Consider the following 18,025-nt stretch of genomic DNA (forward strand, 5'->3'; position numbering starts at 1 on the left):
GAGCGGAATGTCCAGCGAATCCCGCTCAGACTGGTGGATGCTGCCGAAGGGCTTGTGCCTTCTGGCGGTTGCTGCCTGTGTACCTTTGCATGAGCCCACCCCGGCGCCAGAGTATTTTGATCTGATGGAGCCATTGTTCACGGTGGGCGTGCCACCAGAAGCACCCTTGCCGGAGCTTGATACTGAGCATCTGGGGCCTGAGGAGGCCAACCGGGTCAGGGTCCATCGTGAGCGGCATCGTGCAGTGGTCAATGTGACCAGCCTGAGCGCCCATCGCGGCCGCAGCATTGAAATCGTCCCCAGTATGGAAATGGGCAGTGGGGCCATTATTGACAGCAAGGGTATTGTGGTTAGCAATCACCATGTGGTTGCCGGTGGGCAGCGCCTGGTGGTGACGCTCTACGATGGCAGCCACTATCCGGCCACCCTCCTGGGCAGTGATCCGGAAATGGATTTGGCAGTGCTCGAGTTCGATCCCCAGGGCAGATCACTTACCCGTATCCCCTTTGCTGACAGCAGCCGTGCCCAGGTGGGACAGTCCGTCTATGCCATGGGAAACCCCTTTGGCCTGGAAGGGAGCTTTACCGCTGGCGTGGTGTCGGCCTTGAATCGTCCGCTGCAGATCGATTCAGGTTATATCATCCGCGATCTTATTCAGACTGACGCCGCCATCAATCCGGGTAACTCGGGTGGTCCTCTGGTGGATAGCCGCGGGCGGATGCTCGGGCTCAATTCCATGATGATTTCCCCGGCAGCGGGCTCTGTGGGTATTGGCCTGGCAGTTCCCTCCAATACCGTGCACCGGATTGCCGGGCAGATCATCCGAGAAGGGCGGGTTGCCCGGGGTTGGATTGATATTCAGGGAATAGCGATTTCACCCAGGCTGGTCAATCAGGCTGGCTTGCCCATCCGACACGGCATTTTGGTGACCCGGGTTCTCCCTGGTGGCAATGCCCAGCAGGCCGGGCTTCGAGATGGTCAGGGCGGGCGGATGATTCGCCATGGGCCTCACCGGCTTCCAGTGGAAGGCGATATCATAACGGCCATCAATGGCCAGCCGGTTACCAGTGTGGCGGAACTGTTGCTCAGCCTTGAAGGTACTCGGCCCGGTGACGAAGCCAGGGTTCAAGTCTTTCGTGGGGGGAGAAGCCTCGAATTGAGCATCGTCCTGGGGGAGCGCCATTCAGGGCAGTGAACCGAACTCAATCGGCTACTTTCCATTGACTCGCCGGGCTGAAGCCTGAGAGCGGTGGCGCTGATTGCAGCTCAATCAAGCGGCCATGCCTGAATCGGGCACGCATGACCCGCTGCGATGCCTCGGTTCGAATTCGGAAGCGTAGCGTGTCGCCATCAAGTCGCACATCACGCAGATCCGTGATTAGGCCATCAAGTTCTGCCTCGCCCCACACTCGCTGGTAGTTCTGCTCCAGCCGCAGTTTGATCTCTTTTCCCTGCCTGCTTGCCCGCCATTCACCGGCAACGGCGGCCGGAACCCGCCAGAAGTAGATTTTTCGCTGATTGACTGCCCGATAGTCGTCAGCCTGCCAGCGTCCCATGTCGAATTCGTGGGAGACGATCCGGGTTCCGCTCGGCAGGGACAGCAGGCTGGGCTTCAGGCGTTGATTGAGCTCGGGGAGGAGATAAAGGGTGATGATGTCGGCGCCAGAGAGATCGGCTTCAAACAGATCGCCTTGCTCGAATTGGACGGCTTCTCCGACACCGGCGGCTTCGGCACGCTGACGGGATAGTTTGACCAATTGCCCGTCGATCTCGATGCCCCGGCCTTCGGCACCGAATTCCACGGCGGCCATGATGGGAATGCGACCATCTCCGGAGCCCAGATCCAGCACCCGATCACCGGGGGCGGTGTCCGCGACTTCCAGCATGGCGCGCACGACCGGTTCGGGCGTCTGGATGAAACCCACATCGGGCCTCGTCTCGGCCTGGCAGGGTGCCGCCAGGCCCGGCAGAAGCAGTGAGAAGAGTGTGGGAAGGAGCGATCGACGCATTCCGTCATGATCAACGGCAACTGTCATCCGTGCAAGGGGTTTCTGATACCCCGTCGGAGCCTGCTATCCTATGTGGAGTAGTGCAATTGCCGAGTAGCGGGGCTGGGGAAGGGACGGCCGGCAACCGTGCCGGTCGCGTACACGTATCTTTTTGCAGGGGAGACAGACGGTGACCGACAAACGTGCCGGTACCGAGGGAACGAGGCGTCTCAGGGAGCAAGGCCCCCAAGGGACAGTCTTCATTTCCCCCGATGAGCTTCCAGAGATGGACGAGGCCGCGGATAAGGCGGCGGTGAGTCCTGATTCTCCGGCCTTGCTGGGGCTCAGCCCGCCGTTCGTGGATCAATGGTTTCAGCTTCAGGCGGAACGTACCCAAATCGGGCGCAAGGCCCATAATGACCTGGTCCTGGAAGAGCCCAGTGTGTCTTTCGAACATGCCCGGATTGTTCGCTCTGGCGGCGATTGGCGTGTGGTCAATCTTCTCTCCACCAATGGCACCTTCGTCAACGGTGAACGGATTCACCAGTCCGCGCTCAAGCATGGAGATCGCCTGGCCTTTGGTAATGCCGCATTCCTCTTTGCCACCAGTGAGCAGGTGGATACCACTGGCCAGTCATTCCGACCCGCCAAGAGCAGCCGGCGTCAGAAGATGATCGCGACGGGCCTCGCCTTGCTGGGTATTGCGGTGATTGTCGCAGCCCTGCTGCTTCGCTAAAGCTGACATGGCATCGAAGTTGGGACGATACGAGCTGGGGCCGGAAATTGGTCGTGGCAGTATGGCCGTGGTCTACCGTGCTTTTGATGAGCGCCTTCAGCGCCCCGTGGCGTTGAAAATGCTCAAGGAAGAATACGCTTCCAGCGATCGCTATCGAAGAGAGTTCCTGTCCGAAGCCCATGCCGCCGGCAGACTTTCCCATGCCGGTATTGTGACCATCCATGATGTGGGTGAATCCGGGGGCAAGCCCTTCATGACCATGGAGCTGTTGCAGGGGGAGACCCTGCAGCAGCGGGTGGAGAGAGAGGGTCCCTTGCCGGTCAGTCATCTGCTGGACATTGGTGTGCAACTGGCCGAAGCCCTGGACTATGCCCATCGAAACGGTGTAATCCACCGGGATGTCAAAGCAGACAATGTCATGCTTCTGGACGACGACAGCCGGGTAAAGCTGGCCGACTTTGGCATCGCCCGACTGCGTCAGGCAGGCGGCCAGGCCGCAATGGACGAGGGCGAAGTGGTGGGCACGCCCAATTACATGGCACCCGAGCAGGTTCGAGGTGAGGCCGTCGATGGGCGCAGTGATCTCTATTCCCTTGGCGTTCTGCTGTACCGCCTTTCCAGCGGTAGACTGCCTTTTGCCCGGCGTACCACTCGCGCCACACTGGAAGCCATCCTCAAGGGCAAGTCCGCCCGCTTGCGCCCAGGGGATCCGGAAACCCCGGCCGCGCTGGTGAGTATCATCACCACCCTGATGTCTCGTCTGCCATCCGACCGCTATCAATCCGGTGCCGAACTGGCCGCGGATTTGCGCGACATCCAGGCCGAGTTGATGTCCCGGCCGGGTCGTCGCTGGCGTATTCCGCTCAGCGTCCGCTGGCCGGTTGCGCTGGGCTTGTCCGTGGCCTTGACCCTGGTCGTTGGCAGTTTTGCGGTGTATCAGCATCAGCGGGCCGCCATGACTTCCCTGGTCTTTGAGTATGGGGGCAGCATGGCCGATGTGATCGCAACCGAGTCGGCCGAAGATCTTCTGCTGGGCGATCATATTGCGCTCCAGGCCATGGTCAGCGATATGCAGCGCAATCGGCAGATGGCTTACCTGCGCCTTTCCGACCACCGGGGGGAGGTCGTGGCCAGCAGTGAGGAAGGCGAGCTGGGTGAGTCGGTGGGCGAATTGCAGCGGGGCAAGACTGAGCTTCGGGATGAGGATGGTCGGCGGGTGGCTTTCTACCGGGAAGGGGAAGCCGAGCGTTACCTGTTCGAAGCCCCCATACTTTTTCGGGACCGGGTCGTGGGTGAGCTGGCGTTGGGAATCTCCGCCCGGCCCCTGGCCAATACGCTGAGGACCAGTGTCATGGCCATGGCCGTGCTGATGCTGGCCACGTTGTTAACGGTGCTGTTGGCAGCCTATGTGCTGTCCCGTCGCTTGCGCATTCTGCTCAGGGTGCTGGGCAGTGCCATGGATCGCCTGGCTGGCGGGCACCCGGAACACCGAATTCATCTACGCCGTCGTGATGAATTCGGAGAACTCTTTGCCCGTTTCAATCTGATGGCTGAGACGCTGGAAGCCACGCGTCAGTCGACAAGCGACTCTGATTCGCCAGCGGGACCGCCCGAGGGTGGGCGACAGTCCTTGCAAGGTCGGGAAGATACCCGACGAAATCCTCGCTAATCCGTGGGGGTCTTAGGGTTCGATGCCTTCCAGGCGATGCTGTAGCTCCACGGCCCGGGCCCGGTAGAGCTGAGCCGGCTCGAAGTCCGGGTCGATGGCCAGCAGCGTGTCCCAGAGCTCAATGGCTACCTCCAGGTCCTGGTTTCGATACCGAATAACGGCATCCCGGTGTATTTCCGGGACCACCGTTTCCTTCAGGTTCTCAAGCCCCTGCTGTGCCCCTTCATGGGTCGGCGACAGGGTCAGGGCCTCCCGAAAGGCATCAGCAGCATCAGCCGGCTTCTGATCCCGGAGGGCACGGCCTTGAGCCCAATGCCATTCCGCCCGAAGCTCATCCAACCAGGCTCGCCAATGGTCGCTTGCAGGATGGTCGCTGGCAGCGGCAATGCGTGATTCCGCGGCATCCAGTTCTCCCGTATCCAGCGCCGCCTGAATGTGGCCCTGGTGAGCCTGGCCGAGCAGCTCGGCTTCATCCAGGGCCAGGTCGGCGGCGTCTTCCTGATAGAGCGCCATCACCGCCTGCCAGTCCTCAGCTTCCAGGTATCGATACCCCTGCAGGCTGCGATCCATGCGAGCCGATGCCTGACCCGGTCCCTCTCGGTAACTGCCGGGAATGCTCAGCTGCTGGCCGACCCGCAGGCGGGAAGGGTCCTGAATATCGTTGTAGCGGGCAAGAATGAAGAACTGCTGATGGTCACCCAGAAAACGCTGGGCCAGCACCGAGAGTGACTCCCCCGGGCGGACGGAATACTGGAAGCTCTCAGCGCCCAGATATTCCTCGGGATCGGCCTCAATCTGCCGAAGCAGGTCCTGGGCGATAGGATCATCGGGGTTGTGATCAAGCTGTCGCCGCAGCTTGTCAGCCGCTCTATCGGCCTCGCCCCGCTGCAACAGCCCCAGAACCCGGGAGGCGCTGAAGTCCTCCGCATCGGTTTCCATTTCTTCCGGCGGCGCGGGGTCGTCCCAGCGGGTCCACTCCGGTGGTTGCGCGCATGCGGAAAGCAATGCAAGCAGCATGCCCGCAAGAAGGGTAGAGGACAGTGTGCTTTGTCGGGGCAAGGGTCTGGCCATGGCTGCCGAAGATATCCAAAGCAGAGGGTCTTCTCCAGTATACGCGTTTGCCGTTTCCAGTGAGCCAGATGGCCCGCTCCTCGCCACCCGGCTTGATCCGGGTCAAGCCGGATGCTGCCGATTCGGGCGACAATTGGCTGTGGCTTTGTGAAGTAGACAGAGGAGCGAGTGCAATGGTGAATGCAGACCACTTCAAGCGCCGGTTGACGGAACGGAGAGAGGCCCTTCTGAAGGATATTCGCCGCCATCTGGAAGAAGACTCCGCCGCGCGGCAATCCGCCGGCCTGAGAGAAGTCATGGACACCAAGGATGGCTCTTTCCAGGAGGCCACGGCCACGATCCGCCAGGCCGGCTTGATGCTTGAGGCTGAAGAGCTGGAGGATATTCAGGCAGCACTTGGACGGCTGGACCGGGGCCATTATGGTGTCTGCATTGTCTGTGAAGAGCCGATTCCCGAAAAACGCCTGGAAGCCTGGCCCACTGCCAAGCGGTGTCGGCCCTGCCAGGAGGAGCGGGAAGCGGAAAAAGCACGCGGTCGCTGAACCACTGATGGGAGGCATGGGCTGAGATGGACCCTGAATTCTGGCGTGAGCGCTGGCACAGCGAGCAGATCGGTTTCCACGAGGGGCACGTTAATGCTCACCTGCGGCAATTTTGGCAGCACCTTGACGCCCGTCCCGGCGAAAAGGTGCTGGTGCCTCTGTGTGGCAAGGCCCATGACCTGGCCTGGCTACGAGACCAGGGTTGTTATGTCATCGGTGTTGAACTGAGTGACCTGGCCTGCGCGGCCTTCTTCGCCGAGCGGGGCATTGAACCGGCGGAAAGTTCGGGGCAGCGCTTTACCTGCTACCGCCATCGGGATATCGAGCTGTGGTGCGGGGATTTCTTTGACCTGACCGCCGATGATATAGGCCTTGTGGAGCTGGTCTACGACCGGGCAGCCTTGATTGCCCTGCCGCCTGCAATGCGCCAACGCTATGTGGACCACCTTCAAGCGATCACCGGGCCGGCGACACGCAGTCTGCTGATCACTCTGGATTATCCCGAGCAGCCGGGCTTTCAGGGCCCGCCCTTCAATGTCAGCGACCAGGAGGTCGAACAGCTCTACTCGGCCAATCACGACATCGAGCGAATCCATCACAGCCGCCTGCGCGAGGACGATGGCCTGCGCAAGCGGGGTCTCGAGGGCGGTACCGAGAGTGTTTTCCACTTGCGCAGGCGTTGATGTGGCTTCAACTGCCGCGTGGACGCGTGGCCAGCTGGACCTCCAGGGCGCGTAGCAGGCGGTTTCGGTCTATCCAGCCGATGACCCGGTCGGTGTCCATGACCGGCAGTTGATTGAAGCCGGTTTCGGTCATGACAGTCAGCACCTCTTCCACGCCGGTGTCCGGCCGGACGGTGCGCAATCGATCCAGCCCGGTCATTACTCGACTCACCGGCGTATCCGGCCAGTCCGCTGGCGGGATGCGGCGAATGTCGCTCAGGGTGATCAGACCGTGGATGCTGTCCTGATTGCCCACCAGGGCCGCTCGCTCACTCCGGGGCAGGAGGTAATGATCCACCCAGTCGCGGATGCTGGTGGTCGGATCAATGGGATATAACTCAAAATCGGCCAGGTCCCTGGCCTGGATGCCGACGAGTTGCTGGCGCAGATCGAATTGCTTGCCATGCACATCGGCCATGGTGAGCAGGAACCAGGCGATCAGAATGATCCAGAGCCCGCCCAGCAGGTTGCCCAGAAACAGGCCATTCCAGAGGCCCACCGCGAACAGACTGTAGGCCACGACACGGCCCCCCATGACTGCCGCTCGAATGCCCTTGCGGGCATCCCCGGTGAAACGCCAGATGGCGGCGCGGAATACCCGTCCACCATCCAGGGGAAAGCCCGGGATCATGTTGAATACCGCGACCACCAGATTGATCACGCCCAGCCAGCCGAAGGCCACCGAGGCGGGCTCCAGAAAGGGGCTGAACAGGAAGGACAGCGCCAGGAAGATTGCCGCCAGCCCGAAACTGACCAGGGGGCCGGCGATGGCGATATGAAACTCGTCCTCGGGGTTGTCGCTGTCCTTGCCCAGTTGGGCCATGCCGCCGAAGATGAACAGGGTAATGGCCTTGACCGGTATGCCACGGCGAATGGCCACTAGGCTGTGGCCCAGCTCATGGGCCAGGATGGAGGCAAAAAAGGCCAGGGCGGTGAACAGGGCGGTGAGCACCGCCGTCTGCAGGCGCCACTCCGGATAGTGGTGCATCAGCGTGGTGCTCAATGTCACCAGGATGAGCGCGAATATGACCAGCCAGCTGATGTGCACTTCCAGGCGAATACCCCGGAAATGCCCCAGCACCATCACGGTCTTGAACATGTCAAGTCTCTCTTGTGGATGCGCTTATTGGGATTGGCGCTCAATATAGTCCAGCAGTTCCCCCAGGGTCTGCATGCGGCCGTAATCCCGTTCGGGGATATCCACCTGCAGGCGCTTGTGGATGGCGATCAGCAGGTTCATGACATCCATGGAATCCAGATCGTATTCCTCCCGCAGGATTTCCGTGTCCTTTACGCCGGCGGTGTCGATGTCGGGGGCGATATCCGAGAGTTCTTCGAGAATGGCCTGTCTGAGTGCGTCTCTGTTCACAATCCCTCCGGGTGCTGCAGCCGCTGGTCGATGTCGTTGAGAAAGCGCGCCCCCACATGGCCGTCACAGACCCGGTGATCCGCGGCCAGGCTGATGTCCACCGTGGCGTGCACGGCCAGGGCGTCGTCGATGGCGACGGGGCGGGGACGGGGCCGGCCAAAGCCGATCATGGCCACCTGGGGCGGCTGAATCACGCCGATGACCCGGTCCACGCCACGTTCTCCCAGACTGGTCACGGTGGCCGTGCCCTGATTGAACTCGGAGCCGCGCAGACCGCCGCGCCGGGCACGCTGCACCAGGTCCTGCATGGCGGCGGTGATTTCGCCAAGGCTCATGCGGTCGGCGTGGAGAATGGCGGGGGCCACCAGGCCGCCCCCGCGCAGGTGGATGGCCAGGCCTAGGTGGATGTCGCTGGATGGCCGGAAGCCATCCGGCCCGTAGTGACCGTTCAGTTCACCGAAACGGGCCAGCGCCAGGGCGGTGGCGCGGATGAATAGGCCCGCCATCAACAGCCGCTCGGCCGGGGGGCGGTCATGATTCCAGTTCTCCAGCCATTGCTCGGCGGTGTTCAGGTCCACCTGCTGGCTGAGATAGAAATGGGGAATCTCCCGCTTGGCACGGCTCATGGTGGTGGCAATGGCGCTCCGCATGGCTTCCGGCTCAAAGCCCTGTGATGGTGCGGCGGCCGTACGGTCGTCGGCTTGGTCCAGATCACGCACCAGGACGGCTCCATTCGGACCGCTGCCTCGGAGCCGGCTAAGCTCCAGGCCCCGCTGCCGGGCCTGGCGGCGGGCGGCGGGCGAGGCAGCAGGCCGTGACTCATGCCCGGGGCCGGGTCTGGTCGGCTGGGCGGGTTTTCGGGGCAGGTGGCTGTCATCCGGGCCGGCCCTTTCCGGAGCCGCCTTGCGGGGCCGGGGCGCGGTGGCGGCTTCGGCGGTCTCGCCGGCCGTTTGCTCGTCGCCGTCGATCCGTGCCAGCAGCTCGCCTACCGGCACTTCGCTGCCTTCCTCCACCAGCAGTTCGCGTACCGTGCCGTCCTCGAAGACCTCGATATCCAGCACCGCCTTGGCGGTTTCCACCGCTGCCACCACCTGGCCACGCTTGACCCGGTCTCCGGGCCGGATCTTCCAGCGCACCAGCTTGCCGGATTCCATGTCCGCGCCCATGGAGGGCATGCGAAAATCGCTCATGCCTGTTCCCCCAGGATCCGGCGGGCGGTGGCGACGATCTTGTCCACCTGGGGCAGGGCCGATTCTTCCAGGTGACGGGGGTAGGGCATGGGCACTTCCTCGCTGCAGACCCGGGCGAGTGGCGCGTCCAGCTCCCAGAAGGCCTGTTCAGAAAGGATGGCCAGAATCTCGCCGGCCAGACTGCCGGTCAGCCAGCCTTCGTCCACCACTACGGCACGCCGGGTGCGGCTGACGGATTCGATCAGGGTGTCGCGATCCAGCGGGCGCAGGACCCGGAGATCAATCACCTCCGCCTCGATCCCGTCCCTGGCCAGCAACTCGGCGGCTTCCAGGCTCTTGTACAGGCAGCCGCCCCAGGTGATCAGGGAAATGTCACGACCGGGTCGCCGGATCACCGCCTTGTCGATGTCCACGCCATCCGGCTGCGGGGTGAGTTCGGCGCTGTGGTTGTACAGCATCACATGCTCGAAGATCAGCACCGGGTTGGGGTCCTGCAGGGCCGACCACAGCATGTAGCGGGCATCCTCCACGGTGGCCGGGTAGAGCACCCGGATGCCGGGCACATGGGCATACCAGTTTTCCAGGCTGTGGGAGTGCTGGGCCGCCACTTGGCGACCGGCACCGGTGGCCATGCGGATTACCAGCGGTACCGGAAACTGGCCACCGGACATGTGCAGCAGGGTGGCCGCCGTGTTCACGATCTGATCCATCGCCAGCAGGCTGAAGTTGACCGTCATGATCTCCACGATCGGGCGCATGCCGCCAAGTGCTGCACCAATGCCCGCACCGGTAAAGGCGTTCTCGGACAGGGGTGTGTCGCGTACCCGTTCCGGGCCGAAGTGCTCCAGCATGCCGCGCGTAACGGCATAACAACCGCCATAGCGGCCGATGTCCTCGCCCATGATGAAGACACGCTTGTCGTGGCTGAGTGCCTCCTCAAGCCCGCGGGCGAAGGCTTCACGCAGGCTCATTTCCGTTTCGCCTTTTTCGGCCTCGGGGGGTGGTTCAAGGCTGGCCGGGGCGGGCGCCATCACATGTTCATGCAGGTCAGTGACCGCTTCCCATTCGGAGTCTTCCGCAAAGCGAACTGCGGCCTCGACTTCTTCCGTGACTTCCCGGTCCAGACTGGCCTGCTGTTCTTCGTCAAGCAGGCCGGCCTGCTGCATCCAGTTGGCCAGGCGATCGATGGGATCGCGTTCTTTCCATTGCGCCACTTCTTCCTGATCGCGGTAAAGCTGGGGGTCGAACATGGAGTGGGCGCGGAAGCGGTAAGTGTCACACTCGATAAAGCGCGGCCCCTGGCCACCGCGAATCTCCTCCAGGGCAGCGCGGGCGGCGGCTTCCACCTGCACCACGCTCATGCCGTCCACCTGACGGGCCGGCACGCCGATGGCCTCGGCCTTGCGGTGGATGGCGGTCTCGGCATGGGCCACCTCGATGGGGGTGCCCATGGCGTAATGGTTGTTCTCGCAGACGAAGAGCACGGGCAATTGCCACAGGGCGGCCAGATTGAGGCTCTCGTAGAAAGCGCCTTCGGCGGCGGCCCCATCGCCCAGGAAGCAGACCGTGGCCCGCTCGATGCCCTGCAGGCGGTCGGCCAGGGCCAGGCCCACGGCCAGCGGCAGGCCGCCGGCGACGATGGCGTTGCCACCGAAGAAGCGCCTCTCGGCATCGAACAGGTGCATGGACCCGCCCCGGCCCAGGGAACAGCCGTCGCGCTTGCCGTACATCTCGGCCATGACCCTTTCCATGGAAATGCGATTGAGCAGGGCGTGGCCGTGTTCGCGATAGGTGGAGATGACCGCCTCGTCCGCGCGCAGATTGTGCATGACCCCGGTGCCCACCGCTTCCTCGCCAATGCAGACATGCAGGAAGCCACGAATCTTTTCCTGGGTGTACAGCTCCACGCAGCGTTCCTCGAATCGGCGAATCCGTAGCATCTGATGGAGCAGGGCGAAGGCATGTTCGCGGGACATCTTGGGCTTGTGGGCCCGGCTGATCTCAGTCATTGCTGCCCCCTTCCAGGGTGGAGAGGTCGCCTTCCGGAAGACCCAGTTCACGGGCCCGCAGCAGGCGGCGCATGATCTTGCCGCTGCGGGTGCGCGGAAGCTGGTCACGGAACTCGATCTGTCGTGGCGCCACGGCCGGGCCCAGGCGCTGGCGGGCCAGGCCCAGCAGTTCTTTTTGGAGGGCCTTGTCCGGCGCATGGCCGGGCTTGAGGGTGACAAAGGCCTTGACGGTCTCGCCGGCCACTTCATCCGGCACGCCGATGACACCGGCCTCGGCCACCGCGGGGTGTTCCAGCAGGGCGCTTTCCACTTCGAAGGGGCCGATGAGATGGCCGGCGGACTTGATCACATCATCGGTCCGGCCGATGAACCAGTAATAGCCATCGGCATCGCGACGGGCCAGGTCCCCGGTGAGATACCACTCGCCGTCAAAGCACTTGAGGTAGCGCTCTTCCTGGTTCAGGTAACCCCGGAACATGGACGGCCAACCCTGTTTCAGAACCAGTTCCCCGGTCTGATCGGGCTCATGGAGGATTTGAAGGCCGGATTCACCCTGGCGGGCAATGGCGGCCTCGATGCCCGGAATGGGCTTGCCCATGGAGCCGGGCCGGATGGGCAGACCCGGCCGGTTGGCGATCATGATGCCGCCGGTTTCGGTCTGCCACCAGTTGTCGTGGAAGGGCAGGCCGATGACTTCCCGGCCCCAGTGCACCGCTTCGGGATTGAGCGGTTCGCCCACGCTGGCCAGAAAGCGCAGGGTGGACAGGTCATGGGCCCGGGCCAGTTCCGGCCCCTGCCGCATGAGCATGCGGATGGCGGTCGGGGCCGTGTACCAGACCTTTACCGCCTGGTCCTGAAGAATGCGGTACCAGCGTTCGGCATCGAACTCGGCTTCGTCCACTACCAGGGTGGTGCCATTGGTGAGCGGCGCGATCATGCCGTAGGAAGTCCCCGTTACCCAGCCCGGATCGGCGGTGCACCAGTAGACATCGCCGGGTCTGAGATCGAGGGCGTACTGGCCGGTGACATGGTGGGTGATGACCGCCTCGTGCACATGCAGGGCGCCCTTGGGCGTACCCGTGGTGCCCGAGGTGAAATGCAGCAACACTGGTGCGTCCGGGGCCATGGGTCGGGTGCTGTATTGGCTCGAGGCCCGATCCATGAGTGCCCCGGCATCGCGGGTGTTCTCGGGCGCCTCGTCCACATCGCTCACATCGCCAATCAGCAACACCTCCCGCAGGCAGGGCGTCTGGGTGATCCATTCGGCCACCTTGCGGCGATAGAGGCGTTCGGTGGTGACCAGCACTGTCGGCTCGCCAATCTCCACCCGTTGACGGATGGGTTCGGGGCCAAAGGCAGGGAAGAGCGGGGTGAACACGCAGCCATGCTTGATGGCGCCAAAGAAGGCGGCGTACAGATCCGGAATGCGCTGGGACAGGCCGTAGACCCGCTCGCCCGGCCGGATACCCAGTTCATCAAGCACATTGGCAAAACGATTGGCGCGTTCATTGAGGGCGCGGTAGCTGATATCCCGCGCCTCAAGACTGTCGCGGGCCAGAAAGCGCAAGGCCGTCCGTTCGGCGGCGGGACCATCCATGTGCCGGTCCAGGGCCTCGAAGGCGAGATTGATCCGGCCCTCACCCAGGTCACTCAGACGGGCACGAGCCTCGGCCCAGGAAAAAGCCTGTGGGTCTGGGTCCTGCCGCTTACGGCTCGGTGCCGTCGATCCAGACATGAGGACACCTCCCAGGTGTCGATGTGCTGGATTCAAACTACCCAGAGTGGAAAGGAATGTGTTTGATCTGGGTCAATGGCCCTTCAATTCATGCCTTACGGGTGCCAGTTCGTTATCAGCCAGTCAGGTATCATCCAGCCAGGGGAGTGGCGCTGTTGTCGCTGTGACCACGGGCGACCTGTTCCAAGGCGGCATGATCCAGTATGCGGACATGGTTGTTCGCAACGGCCAGTACACCGCGTGCTCGCAGCCGGCTGAAAATTCGAGACACGGTTTCCGGCGCCAGTCCGATGTAGCGGGCCAGATCCCGGCGCCCCATGGGTAGGTGAAACTCTCGGGCACTGAATCCGCGGCGTCGCTGGGCTTCGGAGAAATCGAGCAGGAATCGGGCCAGGCGAGGATCGGTGCCCCCTCGTTCCATGTGTAGCAAGCGCGCCAGGCGGAGGATTTCCTCCTGCATCCAGCTCAGCATCATCTTCTGCTGGTTTTGGTCCAGGCCGGGCACACCATTCCCTTCGTGGTGTGAGAGCCGTTGGACGCTGGATGTATCGAGGGCCACCACGGAGAAGGCGGCGAGCTCGTCCGCTAGGCAATCGCAACCGATCAGGTCACCGGGCAGGTGAAAACCGATGACCTGCTCATCACCATCCTCATGGATGAAATAACTTTTAAATATGCCGCCCACCACCCGATAAACGCGATCTACTTGATCTCCGGTACGAAACAGGTGTTCGCCCCGACGAAGGATGTGATTGTATCCGTGAGAGGCGGGCCTTGGGGGGGTGTCCGGCCTGTGGCCGATTCACCCGGCAGTAAACGGGAACTGAACAGTCCGGTATTTTCGATGGTCGCCTGCATGCTGATTCTCCGTGAGGTTGGCATATTCCTATACCGCAGGAGAAAAGCTTAGGCCGGAATGATTCCTTCGCCCATAGGGGGTTACCACTAGGTATTTTCCCCTAGTGATGCGGTAGCGGCATGAATATGGGCGACCAACTTGTTCATATCGCACGGTTTCTGGAGGACTGCGCAGGCGCCCTCAGCCCGGGCCCGTTGAGACAGGACGGATTCCGGGTTGGCGGTCATTACAATGGTCGGAAAGTCGACCGATTGCCACTTCAGGGTTGCCTGTAATTCGGCGCCGTTCATGATCGGCATCTCCAGGTCCAGAATAAGACAGGCAAGATTGGTGTTTTCATGGGGCTCGGTACGGAGGAAAGCAAAGGCGGAACTGAAGGTTTTTACCACCCAGCCGAGGTTTGAAACAAGGCCACTCATACTGGCGCGAACATCTGCATCATCATCAACGATGTGTATTTGTGGTTTCATTGGTCGCTCTGAGATCTGATTGGATGGGCTCCTTCAAGTTAACCTGGTCTACACCAATCAGGTGGTGACCGGCGTCAACAGAAAGAGGATTCCAGCATGATCAGGCCTGGGCTCGGGAAGCCACGGAGGGTAATCTTCAATCCGGTTTCAGTTCGTCGAATTCACCCACGAACTTCGCCAACCGAGCAACTGAACGAAGGTCCAGCTTTTGCATGAGGTTATGCCGATGGACTTCCACCGTTCTTTCGCTGATTCCCAATTCCACCGCCACCACCTTGTTGGCCTTGCCATCGGCAACCTGCCGGGCAACCTGGCGCTCCCTGGGAGTGAGTTCTGCCAACTGACTTCGCTTTATCGCCTGACGTTCCTGCTGTTCAAGTTCCTGCTTGTGTTGTAGCAGTGCATCGCTTATCAGTGAGACCAATTGCTGGGGGGTGAAGCTGCCTTTTTCCAAAAAATCGAAGGCACCATGCTTGAGAGCAGTGACGGCCGAGGGCACATCGGCCTGTCCGCTGAGGAAAATAACCGGAAGCCGGGAATTGTTGGCCTGCAGTTTCTCCTGAATCTGGATGCCGCTCTCCTCCGGTAACCGAAGGTCCAATAGCAAGCAGGCCGGCCCATCGGGCAATGGCTGCCTGAGCAGGGATGCCCCCGAAGCGTGGCATCGCGTTCTTATGCCTTCGGCTGACAGGGTCGCTGCCAGCGATTCTCGCACATCCACATCATCATCAATGATGATGACTGTGCCGTCAGTCTCGCGCATGCTGATCTCCCGACAGCGGCAGGGTGAAGCGGAAGTGGGCGCCTCCCTCAGGATGGTTGCCTGCTTCAAGTTCACCTCCGTGGCGACGGATAATGGAACGACAGATGGGCAGGCCCTGGCCCAGGCCGTGGACCTTGGTGGTAAAAAAAGGATCAAAGAGTTTATCCATGGTCATCTCGTCCAGGCCTGGACCGGAATCCATGACCTCCACATGGCAGGTGTCCCTCCCATCAAGCTGATGAATGCGGATGCGAATGGTATGTGGTGTGGATATAACTTCCATGGCATCCAGAGCATTGCTGATGAGGTTGAACAAGACCTGTTGGAGCTGCACGCGGTTGGCCGTGACAAGGCAGGGTTGATCGGGTGCTTCCAGTTCGACGCGCACCTGCGTCATGCGAGCGTCGGGATCCAGTAGCCCAAATACCTCACGAACCAGGGAAGCAATGTCGACTTGTTCACCAGGGCTGTCATCCGTTTTCCGGAGAAAGGCGGTTAGTTGCTTGAGAATGTCATTAGCCCGACTGCTTTGGCGTTCAATACGCTTCAGGGCCTCATTGAACGCGCGTTCTTGGTCCTTGCTGCCCTGGCTATGGTAGATGGTATGGGCCGAGGCCTGGATAGCCATCAGTGGCTGGCGAATTTCGTGGGCCAGGCTGGCGGCGAGTTCACCCAATCCATTGACACGGTTCAGGTGAGCGAGTTGATCCAGATTCCTTTGTGCCTCAAGCCGGGCCCGGTTTCGTTCGGTGAGATCATGGGTGAAGCCGACGAACATGCGCCGGCCAGCCTCTTCGAATTTCGCGACCGACAGCAACAGGTCGATGAGTGTGCCATCGCGGCGGCGGCCGCATACCTCTCGACCAATGCCAATGATGCGGGCCTCTCCGGTCTTGAGGTAGTTTGCAAGGTATTGATCATGGTGGTCGTGGTCTCGCCCTGCCATCAGCATCCTTATGTTCTGGCCGATCACCTCGCCGGCTCCATAGCCGAATATCCGCTCCGCAGCCGGATTGAAGCTATGCACTGTGCCGGTTTCGTCAATGGTGATGATGCCATCCATGGCGGTGTTGATGATGGTTTCGGCGCGGCGGGTGGTACTGGTCAATTGCCGTTCCAGCGCCTGCTCACGACTGAGGTCCACCGACAGGATATAAAAACCGTTGATACGTCCGCTGTCGTCGTGGCTAGGAATATAGGTTCCGTGAATGAACCGGGGACCACCGCGGACATAGGGAACTTCGCCGTGGAATTCCGCACGCTCGCCGGCCAGGGCCTGATTGAAATGGGGTAGCAGGACTCGGAAGGCCTGGCGTCCAATGACATCCTTGAGATGCTTGCCGTACTGGGCTGCTGGATCTAGTCCGAACCAGTCTCGGTAGCCATGATTGGCGTATAGGATCTCGAAATCGGAGCTGATATGGGCCACCAGAACCGGTAATGCCTGCAGCAGCTGATCCAGATCGGTCTGATGTGGCTGGGAAGCGTCTTGCGCCATGGACGGCCCTCCGAATCCATGGGGAGCAACGGATACCCAGCATTCTAGATCAAAACAGGGAGTTTATCAGGAAAATATGATGGATGCCAGTCGGCCGGGGCGGGCAGCCCCGGCCGACTGTGTTGCTGCCGGCTCAGGCCATCGTCGGGTCGGCTCAGAAGGCCTGACGGAGTGGTTCCGGCCCATCCGGACGAACGTGGAAACGATCGTCCAGACCATCCAGGGTGGTGGTGATGCCGGTGTATTCCAGCTCGTCCATGGGCAGCATGGCCGCGCCGAAGAAGCCCTGCCGACGCATATCCACGGCCTTGTCGGCCACCTGATCGCGAATCCGGTCCCAGAAGGGATGGGCGAAGACATCCACCGGGTCGGTGAGCTTTCCGTCATGGACGCAGAAGGCAGCCCCGGTGACGATGGGCGGGCCGTCGAAATAGCTGGTGCCGGCATTCAGAGGCACCGGCATTAGCGGCATATTGTGCGACCCGCGCATGCCCCCGGCCACGAAATGCCCAGTGCTGAAGGGTGCCAGGATTTCCCCGGTGGCCGGGAAATCTTTCTGCACTCGCACCAGCATCACCGGGTCATCCTTGCCCGTGTATTTGCCGGCGATGTTGTGCAGGCGGGAAGTGGAGGCAGCCACCGCTTGATCGCCCGAATGGCGCGACCAGATCGATTCCACCACATACCGTTCCGGGTCGCGCAAGAGAGCGGCGATGCGGTGCAGATCCTCCGGGGCCTGCAGTTCGATCACCCGGTCCCTGCCGGTATGGGCCACATCCATGATCACGAAATGGAAGCCTTCGGTGAGAGAGGGGGATAAGAGCAGGCCGGGGGTGTTCATGGGATCGGCGAAAGCCCGGTACAGGGGCAGATTGAAAGCCCCCGGATCGGTCTTGTCGGCCGCAAACAGCACGAATGGTTCGGCATCCCGTTCCTGGAAACGCATTTCTGCCACGCCCGGGCCCATGCCGCGCACATTGCCGGAGAAGGCATCCGACAGCAGATCCTGGCCGGCCCCATACAGGCCTTGTAACTTGGCTACTTCGGTACCGGCCAGAAATGCCTCCCAGGCCATTTCATGGATGACGGCGGCACCCGGGCCCTGTTGGTGGGTCATTAATATGGCAATGTCATCGCCGGTCCAGCTCACCCGGCTGTCCAGCAAGTGCTTGCGGCCCTTGTGCTGCACCACCTCGAGCACCTTGTCTGCCAGTGCCCTGGAAGGTTGGATGTGACCACCGATGGAACCGATATCGGCCTTGAGTACGCTCAGTGTGATTTCCATGTCCGTCTCCTCCCCCGTGGGGCTTGGCAGGAATCATTGCTCCATCTTTATCGCCTGCACCACTTTCTGCATTGACGGCGGTCAACATGATCGTTGCTCCTGCTCCTTACATTGAGTGC

17 protein-coding genes are annotated in these 18,025 nt (G+C 61.7%); 5 read left to right on the forward strand and 12 right to left on the reverse strand.

The features are described from left to right. Positions 1-7 precede the first annotated feature (7 nt). Positions 8-1,195, forward strand: a complete 1,188-nt coding sequence (locus tag VCB98_RS08840; RefSeq protein ID WP_346051824.1) for a S1C family serine protease — start codon at positions 8-10, stop codon at positions 1,193-1,195. A gap of 7 nt (positions 1,196-1,202) precedes the next feature. On the opposite strand, the gene VCB98_RS08845 is transcribed toward VCB98_RS08840, so the two are convergent. Further along, positions 1,203-2,009 (reverse strand): SAM-dependent methyltransferase, encoded by an 807-nt coding sequence (locus tag VCB98_RS08845; RefSeq protein WP_346051826.1) that lies wholly within the window; start codon positions 2,007-2,009, stop codon positions 1,203-1,205. Between the two features lie 169 nt (positions 2,010-2,178). On the opposite strand from VCB98_RS08845, the gene VCB98_RS08850 reads away from it, so the two are divergent. After that, the gene (locus VCB98_RS08850) at positions 2,179-2,724 is read left to right on the forward strand and encodes an FHA domain-containing protein (protein ID WP_346051828.1); all 546 of its coding nucleotides are present in this window, start codon (positions 2,179-2,181) and stop codon (positions 2,722-2,724) included. 7 nt (positions 2,725-2,731) lie between these two features. Further along, positions 2,732-4,393, forward strand: a complete 1,662-nt coding sequence (locus tag VCB98_RS08855) for a serine/threonine-protein kinase (RefSeq protein WP_346051830.1) — start codon at positions 2,732-2,734, stop codon at positions 4,391-4,393. 12 nt (positions 4,394-4,405) lie between these two features. Here the strand turns inward: VCB98_RS08855 and VCB98_RS08860 are convergent, their stop codons facing one another. Continuing rightward, positions 4,406-5,464, reverse strand: coding sequence for a LysM peptidoglycan-binding domain-containing protein (locus VCB98_RS08860; protein WP_346051832.1), 1,059 nt, complete (start codon positions 5,462-5,464; stop codon positions 4,406-4,408). A gap of 173 nt (positions 5,465-5,637) precedes the next feature. Between VCB98_RS08860 and VCB98_RS08865 the strand changes: the two genes are divergently transcribed. Both VCB98_RS08865 and tmpT read left to right on the forward strand, forming a co-directional pair. Further along, positions 5,638-6,006 (forward strand): TraR/DksA family transcriptional regulator, encoded by a 369-nt coding sequence (locus tag VCB98_RS08865; RefSeq protein WP_346051834.1) that lies wholly within the window; start codon positions 5,638-5,640, stop codon positions 6,004-6,006. A 26-nt stretch (positions 6,007-6,032) separates the two neighbouring features. Then, a complete protein-coding gene (gene tmpT, locus VCB98_RS08870) occupies positions 6,033-6,689 on the forward strand; it encodes a thiopurine S-methyltransferase (protein ID WP_346051836.1) in 657 nt (218 codons plus the stop codon). A 7-nt stretch (positions 6,690-6,696) separates the two neighbouring features. On the opposite strand, the gene VCB98_RS08875 is transcribed toward tmpT, so the two are convergent. The 10 genes from VCB98_RS08875 to fbp all read right to left on the reverse strand — a co-directional run bounded on the left by VCB98_RS08875 (position 6,697) and on the right by fbp (position 17,906). Then, entirely contained in the window at positions 6,697-7,827 is a 1,131-nt protein-coding gene (locus tag VCB98_RS08875) for a site-2 protease family protein (RefSeq protein WP_346051838.1), read from the reverse strand. A gap of 24 nt (positions 7,828-7,851) precedes the next feature. After that, the gene (locus VCB98_RS08880) at positions 7,852-8,097 is read right to left on the reverse strand and encodes an acyl carrier protein (protein WP_346051840.1); all 246 of its coding nucleotides are present in this window, start codon (positions 8,095-8,097) and stop codon (positions 7,852-7,854) included. Beyond that, positions 8,094-9,287: a dihydrolipoamide acetyltransferase family protein gene (locus tag VCB98_RS08885; protein WP_346051842.1), complete on the reverse strand. Its 1,194-nt coding sequence runs from the start codon at positions 9,285-9,287 to the stop codon at positions 8,094-8,096. Before VCB98_RS08885 ends, VCB98_RS08880 begins: the two co-directional genes overlap by 4 nt. Next, positions 9,284-11,296 carry a pyruvate dehydrogenase (acetyl-transferring) E1 component subunit alpha gene (pdhA, locus tag VCB98_RS08890; RefSeq protein ID WP_346051844.1) on the reverse strand — a complete coding sequence of 671 codons (2,013 nt, stop codon included), beginning with the start codon at positions 11,294-11,296 and terminating at the stop codon, positions 9,284-9,286. The genes VCB98_RS08885 and pdhA overlap by 4 nt, the downstream gene beginning before the upstream one ends. After that, on the reverse strand, positions 11,289-13,031 hold the full coding sequence (gene acsA, locus VCB98_RS08895; RefSeq protein ID WP_346051846.1) for an acetate--CoA ligase: 1,743 nt from the start codon (positions 13,029-13,031) through the stop codon (positions 11,289-11,291). The genes pdhA and acsA overlap by 8 nt, the downstream gene beginning before the upstream one ends. 130 nt (positions 13,032-13,161) lie before the next feature. Next, a complete protein-coding gene (locus tag VCB98_RS08900) occupies positions 13,162-13,833 on the reverse strand; it encodes a helix-turn-helix domain-containing protein (RefSeq protein ID WP_346051892.1) in 672 nt (223 codons plus the stop codon). Between the two features lie 143 nt (positions 13,834-13,976). Continuing rightward, positions 13,977-14,360 (reverse strand): response regulator transcription factor, encoded by a 384-nt coding sequence (locus tag VCB98_RS08905; protein ID WP_346051848.1) that lies wholly within the window; start codon positions 14,358-14,360, stop codon positions 13,977-13,979. A 136-nt stretch (positions 14,361-14,496) separates the two neighbouring features. Continuing rightward, positions 14,497-15,123, reverse strand: coding sequence for a response regulator transcription factor (locus tag VCB98_RS08910; RefSeq protein WP_346051850.1), 627 nt, complete (start codon positions 15,121-15,123; stop codon positions 14,497-14,499). Continuing rightward, positions 15,110-16,621 (reverse strand): PAS domain S-box protein, encoded by a 1,512-nt coding sequence (locus VCB98_RS08915; protein ID WP_346051852.1) that lies wholly within the window; start codon positions 16,619-16,621, stop codon positions 15,110-15,112. Before VCB98_RS08915 ends, VCB98_RS08910 begins: the two co-directional genes overlap by 14 nt. Positions 16,622-16,775: 154 nt before the next feature. Further along, on the reverse strand, positions 16,776-17,906 hold the full coding sequence (gene fbp / locus VCB98_RS08920) for a fructose-1,6-bisphosphate aldolase/phosphatase (protein WP_346051854.1): 1,131 nt from the start codon (positions 17,904-17,906) through the stop codon (positions 16,776-16,778). Between the last annotated feature and the right edge of the window lie 119 nt (positions 17,907-18,025).

The organism is Natronospira elongata, from assembly GCF_034931365.1.
In the GTDB taxonomy this organism is placed as follows: domain Bacteria; phylum Pseudomonadota; class Gammaproteobacteria; order Natronospirales; family Natronospiraceae; genus Natronospira; species Natronospira elongata.